Origin of the sequence: Nguyenibacter vanlangensis (assembly GCF_038719015.1) — a bacterium.
Classification (GTDB): Bacteria; Pseudomonadota; Alphaproteobacteria; order Acetobacterales; family Acetobacteraceae; genus Gluconacetobacter; species Gluconacetobacter vanlangensis.
The window spans coordinates 2,299,253-2,318,519 of sequence record NZ_CP152276.1 but is presented as its reverse complement, the minus strand read 5'-3'; the positions used below and the strand labels follow the sequence as shown (position 1 = coordinate 2,318,519).

Annotated in this window: 16 protein-coding genes; 8 read left to right on the top strand and 8 right to left on the bottom strand. The window is 65.5% G+C overall.

Going from position 1 to position 19,267, the window contains the following annotated elements; translation table 11 throughout:
* Positions 1 to 36 precede the first annotated feature (36 nt).
* From AAC691_RS10790 to AAC691_RS10775, 4 genes are all read left to right on the top strand, one after another.
* On the top strand, positions 37 to 1,473 hold the full coding sequence (locus AAC691_RS10790) for a diguanylate cyclase (RefSeq protein WP_176639684.1): 1,437 nt from the start codon (positions 37 to 39) through the stop codon (positions 1,471 to 1,473).
* A 51-nt stretch (positions 1,474 to 1,524) separates the two neighbouring features.
* The gene (gene mgrA / locus AAC691_RS10785) at positions 1,525 to 2,544 is read left to right on the top strand and encodes an L-glyceraldehyde 3-phosphate reductase (RefSeq protein WP_342630058.1); all 1,020 of its coding nucleotides are present in this window, start codon (positions 1,525 to 1,527) and stop codon (positions 2,542 to 2,544) included.
* A 133-nt stretch (positions 2,545 to 2,677) separates the two neighbouring features.
* Positions 2,678 to 2,977 carry a hypothetical protein gene (locus AAC691_RS10780; RefSeq protein WP_342630057.1) on the top strand — a complete coding sequence of 100 codons (300 nt, stop codon included), beginning with the start codon at positions 2,678 to 2,680 and terminating at the stop codon, positions 2,975 to 2,977.
* 61 nt (positions 2,978 to 3,038) lie between these two features.
* The gene (locus AAC691_RS10775) at positions 3,039 to 4,478 is read left to right on the top strand and encodes a UbiA family prenyltransferase (RefSeq protein ID WP_342630056.1); all 1,440 of its coding nucleotides are present in this window, start codon (positions 3,039 to 3,041) and stop codon (positions 4,476 to 4,478) included.
* An 18-nt stretch (positions 4,479 to 4,496) separates the two neighbouring features.
* On the opposite strand, the gene AAC691_RS10770 is transcribed toward AAC691_RS10775, so the two are convergent.
* Positions 4,497 to 5,918, bottom strand: coding sequence for a serine hydrolase (locus AAC691_RS10770; RefSeq protein ID WP_342630055.1), 1,422 nt, complete (start codon positions 5,916 to 5,918; stop codon positions 4,497 to 4,499).
* A 237-nt stretch (positions 5,919 to 6,155) separates the two neighbouring features.
* Here AAC691_RS10770 and AAC691_RS10765 point away from each other — a divergent pair, with 237 nt between their 5' ends.
* The 3 genes from AAC691_RS10765 to AAC691_RS10755 all read left to right on the top strand — a co-directional run bounded on the left by AAC691_RS10765 (position 6,156) and on the right by AAC691_RS10755 (position 9,441).
* Positions 6,156 to 7,877, top strand: a complete 1,722-nt coding sequence (locus tag AAC691_RS10765; RefSeq protein ID WP_342630054.1) for a hypothetical protein — start codon at positions 6,156 to 6,158, stop codon at positions 7,875 to 7,877.
* A 40-nt stretch (positions 7,878 to 7,917) separates the two neighbouring features.
* Complete coding sequence (locus AAC691_RS10760; protein ID WP_342630053.1) at positions 7,918 to 8,298, top strand: EamA family transporter; 381 nt, start codon at positions 7,918 to 7,920, stop codon at positions 8,296 to 8,298.
* Positions 8,299 to 8,649: 351 nt separating this feature from the next.
* Positions 8,650 to 9,441 carry a phosphatase PAP2 family protein gene (locus tag AAC691_RS10755; protein WP_323992610.1) on the top strand — a complete coding sequence of 264 codons (792 nt, stop codon included), beginning with the start codon at positions 8,650 to 8,652 and terminating at the stop codon, positions 9,439 to 9,441.
* A 105-nt stretch (positions 9,442 to 9,546) separates the two neighbouring features.
* Here the strand turns inward: AAC691_RS10755 and AAC691_RS10750 are convergent, their stop codons facing one another.
* The 4 genes from AAC691_RS10750 to AAC691_RS10735 all read right to left on the bottom strand — a co-directional run bounded on the left by AAC691_RS10750 (position 9,547) and on the right by AAC691_RS10735 (position 15,133).
* Positions 9,547 to 10,629, bottom strand: a complete 1,083-nt coding sequence (locus AAC691_RS10750) for an acyltransferase (RefSeq protein WP_342630052.1) — start codon at positions 10,627 to 10,629, stop codon at positions 9,547 to 9,549.
* A 211-nt stretch (positions 10,630 to 10,840) separates the two neighbouring features.
* Positions 10,841 to 12,145, bottom strand: coding sequence for a glycosyltransferase family 87 protein (locus tag AAC691_RS10745; RefSeq protein ID WP_342630051.1), 1,305 nt, complete (start codon positions 12,143 to 12,145; stop codon positions 10,841 to 10,843).
* A 232-nt stretch (positions 12,146 to 12,377) separates the two neighbouring features.
* On the bottom strand, positions 12,378 to 13,838 hold the full coding sequence (locus tag AAC691_RS10740; RefSeq protein ID WP_342630050.1) for a glycosyltransferase family 87 protein: 1,461 nt from the start codon (positions 13,836 to 13,838) through the stop codon (positions 12,378 to 12,380).
* A 215-nt stretch (positions 13,839 to 14,053) separates the two neighbouring features.
* Complete coding sequence (locus tag AAC691_RS10735) at positions 14,054 to 15,133, bottom strand: acyltransferase (protein WP_342630049.1); 1,080 nt, start codon at positions 15,131 to 15,133, stop codon at positions 14,054 to 14,056.
* Between the two features lie 217 nt (positions 15,134 to 15,350).
* On the opposite strand from AAC691_RS10735, the gene AAC691_RS10730 reads away from it, so the two are divergent.
* On the top strand, positions 15,351 to 16,730 hold the full coding sequence (locus AAC691_RS10730; RefSeq protein WP_342630048.1) for an amino acid permease: 1,380 nt from the start codon (positions 15,351 to 15,353) through the stop codon (positions 16,728 to 16,730).
* A 24-nt stretch (positions 16,731 to 16,754) separates the two neighbouring features.
* Here AAC691_RS10730 and panB read toward each other — a convergent pair whose 3' ends face one another.
* From panB to AAC691_RS10715, 3 genes are all read right to left on the bottom strand, one after another.
* Complete coding sequence (panB, locus tag AAC691_RS10725; protein WP_342630047.1) at positions 16,755 to 17,585, bottom strand: 3-methyl-2-oxobutanoate hydroxymethyltransferase; 831 nt, start codon at positions 17,583 to 17,585, stop codon at positions 16,755 to 16,757.
* Between the two features lie 66 nt (positions 17,586 to 17,651).
* The gene (locus AAC691_RS10720) at positions 17,652 to 18,284 is read right to left on the bottom strand and encodes a GNAT family N-acetyltransferase (protein ID WP_342630046.1); all 633 of its coding nucleotides are present in this window, start codon (positions 18,282 to 18,284) and stop codon (positions 17,652 to 17,654) included.
* Positions 18,285 to 18,354: 70 nt separating this feature from the next.
* A complete protein-coding gene (locus AAC691_RS10715; protein WP_323992594.1) occupies positions 18,355 to 19,029 on the bottom strand; it encodes a TetR/AcrR family transcriptional regulator in 675 nt (224 codons plus the stop codon).
* Positions 19,030 to 19,267 lie beyond the last annotated feature (238 nt).

Below are 19,267 nucleotides of genomic sequence, written 5' to 3'. Positions count from 1 at the left end.
TGTATAAGGGCTGGCGATAATCGCTGCGGCTGGAAGATGATGCGTGAACGGACGATTGGCCCCCTGCTGGCAGCCGGCGTGGTCGGACTTGCGGTGTTCGCCGCCGCCATGTTCGGCGTCCTGACGCGCCCGTTCGGATTGCTGGCGGAAAGCTGGCCGGCCAATGCGCTGCTGCTGGGGTTGTTCATCGCCTTTCCCACCCTTGCCCGTCCCGGAAGCTGGCTGGCGGCGGTGGCGGCCTATCTGCTGGCGGACGGCCTGGCCGGGGACACGCTGCTGGTCAATGTCTGGCTGACGGCCGCCAATATGGCGGGGGTCGCCACCGGGTACGTCCTGTACCGCGCCATGGGGGCGGAACGCCGGCGCATGGACCAGGCATCGGCCATGCTGTACCTGTTCGTGGTCTGCGCCTGCGCGGCGGGCGCTGCGGCGCTGGTCGGGTCGGGCCTGTCCACCATGATGTTCAACCGGCCGGCCTGGGCCGGTTTCGCCGTCTGGTTCAGCACGGAATGCAACCGCTATGTCATCCTGCTGACGGTCTGCCTGGCCGGGCAGAGATGGCTGGGCGAGCGCAGGCGGCTGTCCTGGACGCCCGGATGGCGCCATGTCCGGCATGTGGGGCCGCTGCTGACATTGGCGCTGTCGGTCGGGCTGATGGTCCTGCTGGGCGGTCCGGGCGCCATCGCCTTTCCGGTGCCGGCCCTGCTGTGGTGCGCGCTGGCCTATCCGATCTTTCCCATGAGCCTGGTCGTGGTGGCGTTCAACACGGCGATCACCACCCTGCAGGTCGAGGGATTGATCGTCATTCCGCACGTCTACAGCCATACCCTGGTCACGACGTCGTTCCGCCTGGGGCTGACGCTGATGGTGCTGGGGCCGCTGACGGTATCGACGATCATGGAGCGGCAGCGGCAATTGATCGCGCAACTGCATCGCGCCGTCGCGTGGGACAGCCTGACCAGCGCGCTGGCCCGGCGGACCTACCTGGAACTGAGCGAGGAGGCGCTGCTGCGTCCGATATCCGCGTCATTCAAGGGGGTCGCGGTGATGATGCTCGATCTCGACCTGTTCAAGCAGATCAATGACGGGATGGGACATTTCGCCGGCGACGTGGTGCTGGTCGAGGTCACCCGCGCGATCGCCGGCGAATTGCGCCACACCGACCTGTTCGGGCGGATGGGCGGCGAGGAATTCGCCATCACCCTGTTCGATATCGCTCCGCAGGACGCGCGCAGCCTGGCCGAGCGGCTGCGCCATCGGGTCGAAACGCTGGAGATCACGACCGATGGCGGTGCTGCGATCTTCGTCACCATCAGCATCGGCATGGTGCATGCGTCCGGCCACGGGCTGACGGGCCTGCGTCCGCTGCTTGCCGCGGCCGACGCCGCGTTGTACCTGGCAAAGGCCGGCGGCCGCAACAAGGTCGTGATGTTCGACGCCGAAAGCAACAGCGAGGCGGATGTCTGCGCATAGACGATGTGCGGCGCATGATGCCGTCCGTCCGCCATGGAAGGAGACCCTGTCATGACTTGGACACCCAATCCCGAACGCTATCGATCCGCGACCTTCCGCCGCTGCGGCCGGTCGGGGCTGGATCTGCCGCCGATCTCGCTGGGGCTTTGGCATAATTTCGGCGGTATCGACGTCTTCGAGACCGGACGCGCGGTGATCCGCCGGGCCTTCGACCGGGGCGTGACGCATTTCGACCTGGCCAATAATTACGGCCCGCCCTACGGCTCGGCCGAGGAGAATTTCGGCACGATCCTCAGGAAGGATTTCACGGCGCATCGCGACGAGATGATCATTTCGTCCAAGGCCGGCTGGGACATGTGGCCCGGTCCCTACGGTGCCGGCGGGTCGCGCAAATACCTGCTGGCCTCGCTCGACCAGAGCCTGCGCCGCATGGGCCTGGATTATGTCGACATCTTCTATTCCCACCGTCCCACGCCCGACGTGCCGCTGGAAGAGACGATGGGCGCGCTGGTGCAGATGCATCGCCAGGGCAAGGCGCTCTATGTCGGCATTTCCTCCTATGGACCCGAACGGACCCGCCAGGCGGCCGAGATCCTGCGGGCCGAAGGCGTCCCGCTGCTGATCCACCAGCCCTCGTACTCGATGCTGAACCGTTGGGTCGAGACCGCATTGCTGGACACGCTGGCCGAGCTGGGGGTGGGCTGCATCGCCTTCTCGCCGCTGGCGCAAGGGTTGCTGACGAACAAATATCTGAACGGCGTGCCGGCCGATTCCCGCGCGGCGGCGGGCGATTCCTTTACCGCCGCGATGCTGACCGAGGGCAATCTGGCCCATGTCCGCGCGCTGAACGACATTGCGCGCGCGCGAGGGCAGAGCCTGGCGCAGATGGCCATCGCCTGGGTGCTGCGCGATCCGCGCGTGACGTCGGCGCTGATCGGCGCGCGCAACGTCGCGCAACTGGATGACTCGCTGGACGCGCTGAACGGGCTGGCATTCAGCGATGCGGAACTGACCCTGATCGATCGCTATGCGCACGAGGGCGGGATCGATCTGTGGCGCGATCTGGGGTGACGGGCGCGGATCGTCCGCGCCCAAACGTACTATAAAGAAAAACGTGAAAAGAAAATCGAGGTAAAATTTCGTCGGCGGTCCGCAACTTTGGCCGCCGCGGAATGTTGCTCTTCCGGTCGGACGTTAACGATCGGTGAGCGAAAAATTAACATCCGATGTGCCGGATGTCGGAAAATCGGTCATCGGACGCGGGCGGCCGGCCGGACACAGAATTACGTCAAAAAACCTAGCTTATTATTCTCATGGACATCCTTATCCGACCGCTGATCCTGCCCGGTCGGATGACGCTCTGACCTGCGGTGCCGGCGACGGCCTTGCCGACGATGCGCTGTTCGGATTTGCCGGGCATCGTACGTCGCGGGCGGCGAAGGGCGCTTTTTATCGCATCGCGTTCCTGAAGACGCGGGAAAATATAAAGAACAATATAAATTGAAGAATTTCCGGATTATTTCAAAAATTAAAAAGATATTTCATAATATATATTGAGGCGAGAGATGGATACGTCGGCGGCGCTGATTCATGAAACGCGATATCCGTTGGTTGTTGATCTCGACGGCACGTTGATTGCCTCGGATCTGTTGATCGAATCCTTTTTCAGTTGCGTCGGGCGAGAGATCAGCTCCCTGCCCGCGCTGTTCTCGTCGCTGTGGCGCGGCAAGGCGCAGTTGAAACAGGACCTGGCGGGACGTGTCGAGATCGACCCCGCGACCCTGCCATATCAGGACGCAGTGCTGGCGGTGATCGACGAAGCCCGTGCCGCCGGGCGTCCGGTCTATCTGGCGACCGCGAGCAATGCGCGCTACGCCGACGCGGTATCCGGCCATCTTGGCGGTTTCTCGGGCGTTTTTGCCAGCGACACCCAGACCAATCTCAGCGGCGCCAACAAGGCGCGGGCGCTGATCGAGGCATTCGGCGAGCAGGGTTTCGATTATGTCGGAAATCACCGGCAGGACCTTGAAATCTGGCGCCATGCGCGCCGCAGGCTGGCGATCGGGCTGGACGGCGCCTCGCTGCGCAGGCTGAAATCGTCCGATAACGTCACGGTTCTGGAAAAGCCGGGACAATCCCTGAAAACATGGATGCGTGCCCTGCGGGTACACCAATATGCCAAGAACGTGCTGGTCTTTCTGCCCGTCCTGGCGGCCCATGCGTTCGGCGTGCCGGGCCTGCTGCAAAGCATCGCCGCGTTCCTGGCCTTCTGCGTGACGGCCTCGGCGATCTATCTGGTCAATGACCTGGTCGATCTGGACGACGACCGGCATCACCCGTCGAAAAGACATCGTCCGCTGGCGAGCGGCCGCCTGTCGATTCATGCGGCACTTGCCGCCATTCCCGTGCTCGCGCTGTGCGCGGTCGCCCTGTGCATGATGCTGCCGGCGCTCTTTTCGGCCACGCTGCTTGGCTATGTCGTCCTGACCACCTGTTATTCCTTCTGGCTGAAACGCAAGCAGTTGGGCGATGTCGTGGGGCTGGGATTGCTCTACACCGCCCGGCTGGTCGGCGGCGCGGCGGCGACCGGCATCGTCCTGTCCGAATGGATCCTGGCATTCTCGCTGTTCGTCTTCACGTCTCTTGCGATCGTCAAGCGTTATACCGAATTGCTGGTGCGGCTGGACAAGAACCTGCCGGAATCCAGCAGCCGGGCATATCGCAAGGACGATCTGGGGGTCCTGGCGTCGCTGGCGGCGGCATGCGGCTGCAATGCGGTCACGGTGTTTTCGCTGTATATCGCATCGGATTCCGTAAGGGCGATGTATCGTCACCCCGATGTTTTGTGGCTGCTGCCGCCGATACTGCTGTTTCTGCTGGCGCGGGCGCTGATGGTCGCGCACCGGCGCCACATGCATGACGACCCGGTCATCTGGGCGTTGCGCGACCGCACCAGCCGGATCGCCATGGTCTTCGCCGGGCTGATCGTCCTGGCTGCCGTATGATCCACTGAAACCGTGGAACTATCCGTGATCGTCCGCGACATCATGCCCGTCGCCCCGTACGGTGGCGACGGCCGAGGCGACCAGGCTGCCGAAATTCCGGATGCCGAAGAACGGCGCGTCGGACCGGCTGAGCCAGACGACGACCAGCCGGCGCGACGGCACGATCGCGATGAACTGGCCCATCTTGCCCATGGCATAATAGGTGTCGTCGGGTACGCCGGCCATGATGGGCATGCCGACGGGCGGCGCGGCCGCCGGGGCGTGGCGGTTGGTCCACCATCCGGCGCCATAGTTGGCATTCAGGGTCGGCGTGGCGGAAAATCGCGCCCATCCCGCGGGCAGGATGCGCTTGCCGTCCACGATGCCGTCATTCAGGTACAGCATGCCGAACCGCGCCCAGTCCCGTGCCGAGGCCAGGACGCCGCTGGCGCCGACCGGCGTGCCGGTCGCATCCATTTCCAGGGTCGCGTGGCGCATTCCCACCGGCAGGAACAATTCCCGAAACGCGAAATCCTGGACGGACGCGCCGCTGCCCCCTGCGGCATCGCGCACGATGCGGGCCAGGATATGCGTCGTGGCACTGCTATAGGCCCAGCGCGTGCCCGGGGCCGAGACCAGCCCGGCCTGAATGTCGCCGGGGAAGGGGTCGGGAATGGCGAACATGGTCTGGATGCGCGGTCGCAGCAGATCCGTCCATCCGGCGGCTTCGTCCAGGTTCAGCCCACTGTCCATGCGCATCAGATTCTCGATCGTGATGGCATGGCGCGGATCGTCGGCGCCATGCCAGGCAGGGATGGGCGCCGCATCCGCGACCGAGATCGCCCCGTCGCGAACCAGGATGCCGACCAGCGCATTCATGACGGACTTGGCGACCGAGAAACTGAAGACCGGGGTGTCGACGCCATATCCCGGCGCGTAGCGTTCCGCGATGATCCGCCCATCATGCATGATGACGACCGCCTTGACCGGGTGACGGGCCGGCTGCGCGGAGGCGGCGAAGCTGGCATCCAGCGCCGCGTGCAGGGCCGGACTGGCCGTCTCGACCGGCGCGCTCTCTTCGGGATGGTCGGCCTGGACGCCGGGGAGGCGGACCGGCGCCAGGGACTCCCCCGGATAGACCAGGGTGCAGCCGATTCCGGGGCGATAGATCGCACGGCTGGAAAAGGCGCCGAGAATACTGGCACGGACGGTCTGATGAGCGTGGTCGACGTCGTAGCGCATCGCCTTGTCGATCCGTCCCATCAATCCGCCGGGCGTGCGGCGCTCGGCAATGGTCTCCCGCGGATCGACAAGGCTGACGAATGTCTCGCTGCAAATGTCATGTGCCATGCCGCCCGTCAGGATGCGCAGCGCCCGGTCGGGACGGGTCCATAATGCAGCGGATGCCAGTGCCGTGCCGCAAAGAACGATGGAAACGGCGGCAAGGTTCTTTTTCTTCATGATCGGATTCCTGGCGTGTGCGCGGCGCGTGGGGCCGTTCGGCCGATGCCCGCGTAAACAAGGCGCGGACGGCGGCCGGGTTGCACGGCTGTGGCTCTCGCGCGGCCAGGCCGATGCCGGGGCGGATGAAACTTTCCGTGCGGGAACGGGTTGGCGCTGTGGATTGTCGCGGGATGACCGCGAAGGCGGCTCCGCGTCTTTGGTTTTTGCGATCGCACGAATCGGATCGAGGTGAAAATGGAAGCGAGCATCGACACGATCACGGCGATCCCGCATGAACGATATGCCTTGCGGCATTATGCATCGTTCGCGATCGTTTCGTTCGGCGCGCTCCTGTCGCTGGCGATATCCGGATATGCCGGCGGACAGGAAAACAACCTCTATCATTTTCCGATTCTGGCCCGTCTGTATGACGAGCCGCAATTCGCCGACGATCCGTTCGTGCAGACCCTGCGCTTCTACGCGTCAGGATTCTGGCAGATGCTGGCCGGACGGGTGCGGGGCCAGGACGTCTATGCGCTGCTCTTCGTCCTGCAGATCTTCTCGCGGCTGGTGCTGTTCGCCGGCATGCTGGCCTGGGCGGCGTTGCTGGGGATCGAATCCCGGGGCAGGCAGCTCCTGTTCGTGACGCTGATCGCCCTGTCCACGATCCTGCGCGGCTACTCCCAGGCGGGCGACGGCGGGCTGCTGATCGATTATTTCACGCATTCCGAACTGGCGAACGGCACGATGCTGCTGTCGCTGGCCTGGGCCGCGCGCCGCCGCGTCGCCGCCGCGTTCGCCATGAACGGCGTGACGTTCTTCATCAATGCGTTCGTGGCGGTCTGGACGGCGGCGCCGCTGGCCGTCATCCTCTGGGTCCAGTGGCGCCGGGGGATGTGGGCCGCGCGGGCGCTGGCGGCGCAGGCGGCGGCGGGGCTGGCGCTGTTCGCCGTGGCGGCGGCGCCGGTGGTGCATACGGTATTGGCCGACCCCTACGGCCATCCCGTGCCCGGGTTCGATTACGTCTCCTTCCTCGAGGAATTCTTCCCCTATCATTTCCTGATCTGGACGATCCCGGCGGGGGAGATCGGGAAGTTCCTGGTCGTCTGCTGCTGCGGCGTGGCCGCGGCCGCCATGCTGCGCGTGCCCGGCGCGCTGCTGCCCCAGGCAATAATGGGGGCGGCCGCCGTCTGGGGCGTCGGGGTCGTCCTGCCTTTCGTCACGCATGCGCGCATGCTGCTGAACCAGCATCTGCTGCGGGCCGGCAGCAGCGTGCACCTGCTGGCGGCGATCGCGGTGGCGGGGCTGGCGGTCCGATGGGTATCGTCAACGCGCGCCGCCGACCGGCGCCTGTGGGCGCCGTCGCTGGCGGCCTTGTCCTGCTCGTCGGAAAGCCTGCTGCCGGCGATCCCGCTGCTGCTGCTGGCGCGGTGGTGGTGGCCGGCGCCGTCCATGGCCCGGGGGCCTGTCCTGGCGCCGGTCCTGCTGGCCGGGGTCGCGCTGGTCGGCCTGGCGCGCATCTATCATGCGGTCACCTGGGAACGCACGGTTGTGGCGCGGCGCGACGATTGGCAGGCGCTGGGCGAGTGGGCGCGGGCGAACACGCCCGAACGCGCCAAATTTCTGGTCCCGCCGGGCGCGTCGCGCGGGCTCGGCGGCGTCGCATCCGCGCGATCGGCCGAACAGGACCGGCTTTTCGAGGGGTTTTCCGTCTTTGCGTATTTTTCGCACCGGCAGGACTGGGTGTCGCGCCCGGCGGGGGCGGCCGTGATGTGGGCGCCCGCCTATTACTGGACATGGCACACCCGGCTGGCCGAGGTCCAGGGCCTGGCCGATCTGACGGACCGGCTGCGCTATGCCGCACGGCACGGTCTGTCCTATGTGGTCGATGGCTGCGTTCGGGATGCCGCCCCGGCGCCCAGGGCCCGTTTCGGCCGCCTGTGTGTTTATGACGTGCCCGGGTCGCAACCGGGATAATGTCGATCGCATTCCGTTCCTTGAAAGGGAGTTCCAGTTCATGAAATCCGTGACGCTTGCCCTTGTTCTGATCAGTGTCCTTCTCTCGTCGTCGGCCCAGATCCTGCTGAAGACCGGCATGTCCGGCCGGACCGTGCAGGCGGCGATGACGAAAGGCGCCGCGTTGCGGGACATGGTAACGGCGATCGTGTTGAACCCGTCGGTGCTGTTCGGATTGTTCGCCTTCGGGCTGAGCGCCGTCGTCTGGCTGCTGGTCCTGGCCCGTCTGGACGTCTCGCAGGCCTATCCGTGCGTGGCGCTGGGCATCGTCCTGACGGTGCTGGCCGGAATCGTCTTCCTGGGCGAACCGATTCATCCCGCGCGGCTGATGGGGCTGATTGTGATCGTATCGGGCGTGATCCTGATGGCGCGCGCGGCCTGAAACACGGCCCCGATCCGTCTCGCCGGCGCGCGTCACGGCATCATCCGCCCGTTCTGATAAAGACGCACGCGTCGGATCGACGCGTGCTTTTTTTTGCCCGGATCGAAAAAATGTCGAGAACAGCACAATGAGTCCCGTTCCTGGGAAGACGCTGTTTGGATTCAAAATATGAATTTTTCTTGAAATATATGTTAATGATGTTTTTCAGGCGTTTCGGAGCGGTGTTGCCTGCTTTTCAAATTTTTGACGTGGGCTGCCGGCCCTGCCCGTGTGCGGCCGGAACCGGTGGCAGGACGTCTCGGTATTGAAAATTATATTTTTGGAAACGAATAATAATAAAAGGAGGTCTTCGTGTCCGGAGAAACGGTTGCACCGTCCTTTCAGAGGGGCTCGAAATCCGCGCTGATTCCGATCCTGATCTTTGCCGTCGTCGCATCGCTGTCCCTCGGCGGTGTGCGGGGGGTCGATTATATGATCATGCATGGCTTGAACAGGCTGTCCGGCCGGTCGGCCATTCTCGACCACGCCATTTTCGGCCTGACGAAGGATATGTTTTCCAGCGTGATTCTGCTGTCACTCGTCGTCTATGCCTGGTACGGCACGCTGGACGCCGCGAAACGCGCGGGCATCCTGGTCGGCGTTTTCATGTCCTTTGCTTCAGGAATCATCAGCCGTGTCCTGCAGCTTCTGCTGCCGACACATCACAGGCCGCTTCATGACGCGGCGCTTCATTTCAGGATTCCGTTCGGTGTCCAGGCGGACACGCTCAATCACTGGGCGTCGTTTCCGAGTGACCATGCCGCGGTGACGTTCGGACTGGCCTGCACCCTGTACCTGGCGAATATCCGCGTGGGGCGCGTGGCCTTTGCGCTGGTGGCGCTTTTGAACCTGGTGCGGATCTATCTGGGCCTGCATTATCCCTCGGATGTCCTTGCCGGGGGCATGCTGGGGATCGCCCTGGTCGTCACGACCCGGCCGTTTCAGGATTCCCGCATCGTACGCGGGATCCTGGCATGGGAATTTTCCCATCGCGCCCTTTTCTATGCGCTGGCCTTCTATCTGTGCTTCGGCATAGCGACTTTGTTCAACGATTATCGCTCGGCCTTGGCCGATATCGCAAAGATGGTTGTCCCGCATAGTTAAGGCGGAATCATCATCGTTGCACGCCGGCGTCCTGCCTGTGGAATCCCTGTACGAATTCCGCAGGCAGGACATGGCGCTTCGTCACGCGGGTCCAATCGATGTGCGTCACGGGCTGCTCTGGATCGGCGGCGCCGTTGTTCCGGCAGTCGGCTGCCGGAACACGGCCAGGGACCGGTCCAGCCAGCCACGAAATGCAGTGTCCAGTTCGCTCAGCAGCCAGGCAAAGCCCAGCAGGCCGCCCAGGATCAGCAGGCATTGCGGCGAGGTGACGCTGGCGGGAAGGATATGCAGGGCGTGGAAGGCGAAGGCGCCCAGCAGGGCGAGCATCGGGACATGCACGGTATAGAGCGGATAGGATGCGGCCCCGAGCGCCTTGAAGATCGTCAGGCTCCTGCCGGTCGGTTGCGTGGCGGCGCCCATCCAGATGATGGCGGGCATGAGAAAGAAGACCTCGATCAGGTCCTGTACGCCGCGCGGGACGAAAGACGGATGGATGACCAGGCCAAGCCCCAGCAGCACCATCGGTACCCAGGCGCCGAGCTTGAACGCGACAAGGCGGGGGCGGGCGCGCCACAGCAGGATGCCCAGGAAGAACGAGAAACCCAGCCGCGCCAGGGCGCCGGGGGCCTCCGGCCAGATGAATCCGGTATTGAGGCTCTGATAGAAATGTGCGGTCGCGATCAGGCCGAGCGCGGAGAGGCCGACGATGCCGATCAGGACCCGGTTGCTCAGTTTTCGCCACGTGGCCGCCATGACGAGATTGACCGCCAGTTCATAGAACAGCGACCAGGCGGGGTAATTGAGGGGATAGAGTTCCTGGCTTGATCCGAACCAGGGAATGTAGAAAAGGGACGGCAGGAAGGGCGCCAGCTTGGAAACCGGGGCATAGTGCATGGCGATGGCGAGCGCGGTCGCCATCGCCGAGATGGTCAGCCCCAGCGCATAGAGCGGCCAGAGGCGCAGGACCCGTTTCCACATGAAGCTGGACAGTGCCATGCCCGCGTCCAGCCGCGCCGAATAGGCGTCGGCGAGGACGAAGCCGCTGAGCCCGAAGAAGAGATCGACCGCCAGATACCCGCCGGCCGGATACCAGGTGGACGCGAAAATGACGGGGGTATGACACAGGACGACGGCGGCCGCGGCCAGGCCGCGCAATCCGTCCAGAGTGTGAAAGAGACGCCTTGGCATGTCACGATTTTCCTTTGTTTTTTCGAAATGAAGAATCTCCGTGCCGGGCAAGATGTATTGGTTCAGATGTCGCTTAAGAAAATATGGAGAACCGTTCCGGACCGGGTTTGGTCTCTGCCCGCCATGGCGGGCGTAAACCGGGATTCCGGCTTCGGGCGGACCGTTCGATGGGGCGCGCGACGTGGCGCGCTCCACGCACGTCCCGCCGCGTTTATGGCGCGAGGCCGGTTTCCGCCGTCTCGTCGATCGTGCCGACCATATCCTCCGGCCTGTCGGTCTGTGTCGCCCGCAGGTAACTGCGGCAGAGAGTCAGCAGAAAGAGCAGCCCGCCGCACAGCCATGGGGATACGATCGTGCGTGTCCAGATGGGGGCCAGGCGGCCCGTCATCAGGGCACCGGGATAGAAGACGGGCAGCGAACACAGAATGACGCTGGTCCAGAACAGGATCTTCGTGGCCGGGCCGCCCGGAAGCGGCAGCCGGCCCGTCAGATACAGGCTCCAGGGCAGCAGCAGCAGCAGGAAATAATGGGTCCAGGATACCGGACTGGTCACCACGCAGAACGCGATCAGCAGGCTGAAATCGACGGCGTCGGCCGAACCGAAACCCCGGATGTCGGTCCACGGCATGGTGCGTCGCCACTGCCATGCGGTCCAGGCGCTCAGCGCAAGCAGCAGCGGCGGCAGCAATTTCGCCAGAAGCATGAGCGGATGAGGCAGGGCATGACCGTAATCGTAGTCGTACATATAGGTCGGCCCCGACCACAGGCGCAGCAGGAAGGCCTCGAACGATTGGTTATTGAAGGCGCCGATCGGATTGCGCGACAATTCGACGATACACCGCATGTACCAATGGCGGGTGAAGTCCATGCCGAATACGGCCACCGAGGACAGCGCAGTCGCGGCGACGATGCCCGCGCCGGCCAGGGCGGCGCGTCCGAGGCGCCGGGATAGGAAATAGACGACGAAGAGCATGATCATCGGCTTGATGATCGCGGCCAGGCCGATCAGCGCGCCCGCGGCATAAAACCGTCTGGTCTGCAGACACCGCAATGCGCAGGTCAGCGCAAGCAGGACGAAATGCGTGGTGTTGCCGCAGGAAAAGACGCAGTACCACAAAGGGCCGTTGAGAAGGAACAGGAAGAGGACCAGGAATTTCTGGCGGGTCGTGCATCCCCTGGTCAGCAGGACGTAGGTATAGCCGATCGCCGCGAAGCTGAGCAGATAGAACGAGAGTTCGCCCAGGCGATGATGCAGGACCGCGAACGGCACGAACAGGAAGGAGACGATCGGCCAGTTGACGAAGTAGAGCTTGAGGATCAGCGGCAGGAGCGCCGAGGGACCATGGTGCAGAATGGCCTCGCCTGCTGCGTAATAGCCCTTGCGGAAATCGCCCAGGGGCAGCGGATGGGGTTCGGGAAAAGGCGGGTGCACCTGCAGCCAGGTCATGAGCATGAGGAAAGCGATCGCCAGGGCGCCATAGGCGGCGACGCTGGTGGTCAGGCGGTATGCGCGCATCGTACCCTCCTCGGGGCCGGATCCCGGCCATCTGCGCGCCGGGACGCGGGACAAGCTGTGAAATGCTCGATCGGCAGGCGCATGTCCTGCGATCCGTCCCGCGCGGCCGGCCCGATGGCCCGGATATGCGGGGTTCTGAAATATCGTTTTATAATATCGTTCTATATCGGGCCCCGTCCCTGAAGGATGTCGGAGACGGGACGGGGGGACGCCGATATCCGTTCGGGCGGGGTCAGCGCCAACTGACGTCGGTCAGGCCGGGAAAGGCCTGCGGATGGGGTGCGTGCCGATGGCCGACGCTCCAGCCGAGATCGCGCCTGGACAGAAAGACCAGGAGAAGCACGCCGAGCACCGCGAAAAATTCATAGGATTGCAGGATGTTGAAACGGGTCGTCGCCAGGAGGTTCAGCGGCGACAGGACATTGGCCACGGTCACGAAGGTGGCGCCCAGCAGCAGCCAGCGCCGACGGCGGTCGGAGGCATCGGGTATTTCCAGCAACGAGAAGAAGAGCAGGGAAAAGATCGGCAGCAGGATTCCGTAATGATGTTCCCATGCCACGGGCGACGCCGCGGTGAAGCAGAGCCCGGCCACCATGAGGGAGGCGGTCGCGGCACGCGGGGTGACGGCGGTCCGCGCGCTCCAGAGACCGCCGGCGAGCAGAAGGCCGGTCGAGAGCAGAGTCAGCGCATAGGTGACGCCGTCATAGGGGGCGAAGCGGTGATATTCCCAGATCAGGTTGGTGCCGTTGCCGAGCAGGCGATTGACCAGCCCGTTCATCGATTGATTGGCATAGAAGCTTTCGCCGTGCCGCCCGATGAAGGATAGCACGCGCAGATAGGATTGCGGCCACGACCAGCCATAGAGCAGGCCCGAGGCGACATAGCCCGCGCCGGCGCAGGCCGCCAGGCCGGTGACGAAGGCGCGGTCCCTGCGCAGCAGCCCCCAAAGCAGGAACAGCGCCATCTGCGGCTTGACCAGGGCGGACAGGCCGAGCAGCACGCCGGCCAGTCCGGACCGCCGGCTGGCGTAGAAATAGCAGGCGAAGACGAACAGCGCGTCCAGCAGAACCTGGATCTGGCCGAGATAGACTCCCCGGATCAGCGGATAGAAACACAGCGTGGTCAGCAACGACGCCGCGCCGATCCAGACAGTTCGCGCCGACGGGCCGGGCGCCGCCGTCCGGACCGCGAACATTCGCGCCAGACGCAGGTTCAGCAGGGCCATGCCGGGAAAGATCGAAAACCAGGCCGCCAGGTTGAGCAGGTTCAGCGCATGCACCGCGTCCCGGCCCTGGAGCGGAAGCCACTGGATCGCCAGCAGCGACGAGAGCGGGTACTGAAACTTGGTGCCCATGTCGAAAAAGAAATAGTCGTATGCGTCGCCCCCCGGATGGCGTTGCAGCCAGTCGCGTACCGCCAGCATGGGGGTCCAGGAATCATCGCCGGCCAGATGGCGAATATCACGTAGAATACTGATATTATTGCTGAAATACGAATTGTCGAGCGCCCAGGCCAGCCCGGCGGGATGCAGGTGGCGCAGCGCCAGGATGCATGCGCTGATCGCGACCATGACCGACGGAATGAAGACGCAGACGCGTCTGAACATGGTGATGACGGGATCACCGGGACTTCCGGGATCATCGTCCGGCAGCGGGGCGCGGTTCGGAACGGCGGGATCGACGGATATGGGCACGTCTGTCACTCCTCGTCGCCTCATGCGGCACAGCGGATCGTCCGCGTGTGCCGCTCGCGGCGGGGTGAACTGCCGAATTGCGCGTAAGTTCCCCGTTTCGGATACGAATCGTTAATCACAAAGCCGAATGCGCGGGATGTGCGGTGCCCTCGGGCGCCGCACATCCCGCGCGGCCGCGTTTGTGCCGCCGGGTCGGAATACCGTCCCGAGACGGATCAGGGCGTGCTTTCGATCGGCGGAGCGATCCCGGCGGGCCGTTGGCGGAGCGACGCCAGGGCGCGGTCCAGTTGCACGCGAAATGCCGCGTCCAGTTCGCTCAGCAGCCAGGCGAAGCCCAGCAGGCCGCCCAGGATCAGCAGGCATTGCAGCGGGGTAACGCTGGCGGTGGAGATATGCAGGGCGTGGACGGCAAAGGCGCCCAGCAGCGCGAGCATCGGGACATGCACGGTATAAAGCGGATAGGATGCGGCCCCGAGCGCCTTGAAGATCGTCAGGCTCTTGCCCGTCGGTTGCGTGGCGGCGCCCATCCAGATGATGGCGGGCATGAGAAAGAAGACCTCGATCACGTCCTGTACGCCGCGCGGGACGAAAGACGGATGGAGGGCCAGGCCAATCCCCAGCAGCACCATCGGTACCCAGGCGCTGAGCCTGGACGATACGGTGCGGGGGTGGACGCGCCACAGCAGGATGCCCAGGAAGAACGAGAAGCCGACCCGCGCCAGCGCGCCGGGAATCTGGGTCCAGAAGAATCCGGCATTGAGGCTGTGATAGAAATAGGCGGTCGCGACCAGGCCGAGCGCGGACAGGCCGACGATGCCGATCAGGACCCGGTTGGTCAGCTTTCGCCACGTGGCCGCCATGACGAGATTGACGACCAGTTCGTAGAACAGCGACCAGGAAGGATAGTTGAGGGGATAGAGCAACTGGCCGGACCCGAACCAGGGAATGTAGAAAAGGGCCGGCAGGAACGGTGCCAGCTTGGATGCCGGCGTATGATACATGGCGATGGCGAGCGCGGTCGCCATCGCCGAGATGGTCAGCCCCAGCGCATAGAGCGGCCAGAGGCGCAGGACCCGTTTCCACATGAAGCTGGACAGCGCCATGCCCGCGTCCAGCCGCGCCGAATAGGCGTCGGCGAGGACGAAGCCGCTGAGTCCGAAGAAGAGATCGACCGCCAGATACCCGCCGACCGGAGACCAGGAGGCCGCGAAGATGAGGGGAGTGTGGCACAGGACGACGGCGGCCGCGGCCAGGCCGCGCAATCCGTCCAGAGTATGAAAAAGGCGCCTCGGCATATCGCAATTCCTCGCTTGTTGTTGGAAAGGAACGTCCTCGCGCTGGAGCGGATGTATTGATACAGGTCGTGTTTAAGGGAGTATGAAGAGACGGGCCGGTTTCCGTTCTCATTACCATTGCCGGCCGGTGTTTTGTTTTGCGTGGCACGCGCCGGCGTCTATGCTGAACGGAAGCGGCGGCCACCGGGAGGCGCCGCGTTTGGGAAGGAGTCGGTTCTTGGGTCTGAAGCAGCGCCATATCCTGTTCATGGCCCTGGGCGGGTCGGTGGGCGCCGGATTGTTCCTGGGGTCGGGCAGCGCCATCCAGCAGGCGGGCACGTCGGTCCTGCTGGCCTATGTCATGTGCGGCCTGGTCGTCTTTCTGATCGGCCGGGCGGCGGCCGAACTGGCGTTGAGCGACCCGGGCGGCCGCACCCTCAACGCGTTCGTGGGGCGCTATCTGGGCGCGCGCATGGAATTCCTGGTGGGCTGGAGCTACTGGCTGATCTGGACGCTGGTCTGCATCTCGGAAATCACCGCGGCCGGCGTGTTCGTGCGCTACTGGCTGCCCGGGATGCCGCAATGGGCGGTCGCCGCATTGTTGGGGGCCGTGCTGCTGGGGGTCGGGTCGCGCGCCGTGGCCCTGTTCGGCGAGCTGGAATTCTGGCTGGCGCTGCTGAAGATCTGGGCCATCGTCGCGCTGATCCTGTGCGGACTGGCGGTGATCCTGGGCCATGTCGGTCCGGCCGGGGGCAGCGCGTCCTTCGCCAATCTTCTGGCGCCGGGGGTGATCCTGCCGCATGGGGCGGCCGGGTTCGCCGCCATCCTGCCCGTGGCGCTGTTCGCCTTCGGCGGGACCGAAATCGTGGCCCTGACCGCCGCCGAGACCGACGACGCGGCGCGCGTGCTGCCGCGCGCGATCAACGGCATCGTCGGACGGATCATCATCTTCTATATCGGCAGCCTGGCGGTCATCATGGCGATCGTCCCCTGGGCGCTGGCCGATGCGGGGCACAGTCCCTTCGTCCTGGCCTTCGACCGGATGGGCCTGCCCGCGGCCGGGGCGGCGATCAATGCCGTCATGGTGCTGGCGGCGCTGTCGGCCTGCAATGCCGGGCTGTATGCGACCAGCCGGACATTGGCGTCGCTGGCCGAAAGCGGCATGGCGGCGCGCCGGTTCGGCGCGCGCACCGCCAACGGCGTGCCGGCAATGGCGTTCGCGGCGTCGTTCGGCACGGTGCTGGCCGGCGTCGTGCTGAACTATTTCCTGTCGGACCGGGTGTTCGGATATGCCCTGCAGGGCATATCATTCCTGCTCATCTTCGTCTGGGGCACGATCATGGTGGCGCATCTGCGCTATCGCCTCACGGAAGATGCCGCGCGCGACGGGGCCGCGCCGGTCGCGTCCCTGCCCGGGGCGCCGTTCAGCAATCTGGTGGCTATCGCCTTCCTGCTGGCGATCGGCGTGGACATCGTCTGGGGCGGCCGGCTTTACGTGCCGTTCGCGCTGGATGCCGCCTGGCTGGGCGGGTTGCTGCTGGTCAACGGCCTGGCCGCGCGGACAGGCCGCCAGAGCAGGTCCCGTTCAAGCAGATCCCGTTCAAACGGACTCGTTTGAACGGGTGAGGATGCTCACGCCGCGTCACTCCATGTTCAGGGCATGCGCCAGTTCCGCCGGGTCCATGCCGGCGCTCTGTGCCGCGGTCGGGAACGCGCCGGATTCCACTTCGGCTGCATAGTCGCGCAGCGCGGCTTCGATCGCCGTGCCGATTTCGGCGAAACGCTTGGCATGGCGCGGGGATTTTCCGGGCAGCAAGCCCAGAATGTCGTGCCAGACCTGCACCTGTCCGTCGCAGCCGGCCCCGGCGCCGATGCCGATGACGGGGATCTGCAGGCGCTGCGCCAAGGTCGCCGCCAGCGGGGCGGGCACCAGTTCCAGCACGATGGCGAAGGCCCCCGCATCCTGCAGGGCCAGCGCGTCGTCCATCAGGCGCCGGGCGGCGGCGGCCTGCCTGGCCTGCACGCGCAGCCCCAGCGTGTGCTGGGCCTGGGGCGTCAGGCCCAGATGGCCCATGACGGGCACGCCCAGTTCGGTCAGGCGGCGGACGATCGGCGCGAGGGAGGCGCCGCCTTCCAGCTTCAGCGCCTGGACGCCGGCCTCCTGCATCATGCGGCGGGCCGAATGGATGGCGTCCGATTCGGTGGCATAGGTCAGGAACGGCAGGTCGGCCACGATCATGGCGCGGCCGGTGCCGCGCACCACCGCGCCGGCATGGCGGATCATGTCGTCCAGCGTGACCGGCAGGGTCGTGTCGTGACCCTGGACGGTCATGCCCAGGGAATCGCCCACCAGCAGGATCGGTATGCCGGCGCGCTCGGCCAATGCCGCCGAAGGGGTGTCATAGGCGGTCAGCATCGCGATCCGCTTGCCGTCCCGCTTCATGGCCTGGATGTCGAACAGGGTGATACGCATGGTGGGCTCCGTCATGGGCGGCCCGGGCTGCATCGGGGGCTGCCGCATGGATATGGTGACGCGTGTTTACGAAAGCGCGCGGCCGTCGCCCACGCCCGTCCGGGGCAGCGCCCCGGGCAGCATCTGGGGCAGCACGCGGCGCATGGCGCAGCGCCGAGGGGCGGGCAGGCCGTGCGCGGCCTCGGCGGCCAGTATGGTGCGCAGCCGCGGCGTCAGGGCGGCCGGGTCCAGCAGGCCGAACCCCGCCCTGGCATAGAACGGGGCATTCCAGGCGACGTCGCGGAAGGTGGTCAGGGTCAGCGATGCGATGCCGCGCGCGGCGGCCTGCCGTGCGGCGCAATCCAGCAGGCGCCGTCCCAGCCCTTTTCCCTGCCGGTCGGGGGCCACGGCCATCTGCCAGACATGCAGCACCTTCCGCCCGGCATCGGGGCCGCCGCCATCCTCGACGGCGATGCGGGCGGTCAGGAAGCCGATGGGGGATTCCCGGTAGGATTCCCGGTGGGATTCCCGGGGGGCCGCCACCCAGCACGTCTCCTCGGCAATGGCGGCGCCGTGCGATTCGGCGGTCATCACCGCGTCGTCGGCGATCCAGGCCAGGTCGGGCAGGGTGCGGAACAGCGCGCCGGCATGCTGTTCCAGCAGCGGAAGGGCGGCGGCGTCCTCCCGCCGGGCCGGACGAATGACGATGGCGTCGGTCATGGCGGCGGCTGTACACCGTTGCCGGCCGCGACGCCAGCGACGGACGCGCCGTGGCGGCCCTCGGCGCCCTTCAGGGCGTGGCCGCCGGTTCGGGGACGGGGGGCCCCTTGCCGGCGTCGAACGTGTTGAGGAAGACGCGCGTGATGGCGCGGGCGATCCGGGCGATGTCCTCGGCCTCGGCCGCGACGGGCAGTTGCAGGCGCTTTCGCGCCGTGATGCGGGTCTGGCACAGGGCATAGAACAATTCGGCGGCCAGCACCGGGTCCGGCACGTTCAGCACGCCTTCGTTCGTGCGGGCGGCCAGCCAGTCGGCGAAGACCGCGATCGCCCTCTGCGGCCCGACCTGCCAGAAGGTCTCGGCCAGGACGGGAAAGGTGGCGGCCTCGGACACCACGATGCGGTTCAGCATCAGCGACAGGGGCGACGTGGTCAGCCGGATCATCGCCGAGGCGATGCCGATCAGGGTCTCCTCGGGCGTGCGCTTCTCGCCGATGGTCTCGAACAGCAGGGGCAGCTTCTCGCAGGCGCTGCGGCGGACGAAGGCGGTGAACAGGGCGGCCTTGCTGTCGAAGTAATTGTACAGCGTGCCTTTGGACACCCCGGCCTCACGCGCGATCTGCGACATGCTGGCGCCCTCATAGCCGTGGGCGGCGAAGATTCGTGCCGCGCCCTCGATGATCTGCAGCCGCTTGGCGGCGGATGCCCCCGGCAGGTCCGGGGCATCGGGGGGCGGTAGCGGGGACATTGCGCGGGGCTCTCCTGCGGCCGGTGCTTTCCCCGTCGGAGACGGATTGACCCGCCGGGGAAAGCCGATAGGGTGTGGAACGATGACCGAACGGGTCGGTCAGTTGCGTTGGATGATGTCACAATGTGTTCCGCCATGTCGATAGTGCCCGCGATCGCGGCCGGCGGGCGGCACGGATGGGGCCGCAGCATGGGAACCATAGGATGACAAGGGGGCCGGCTGGTGCGTAGGGGATATT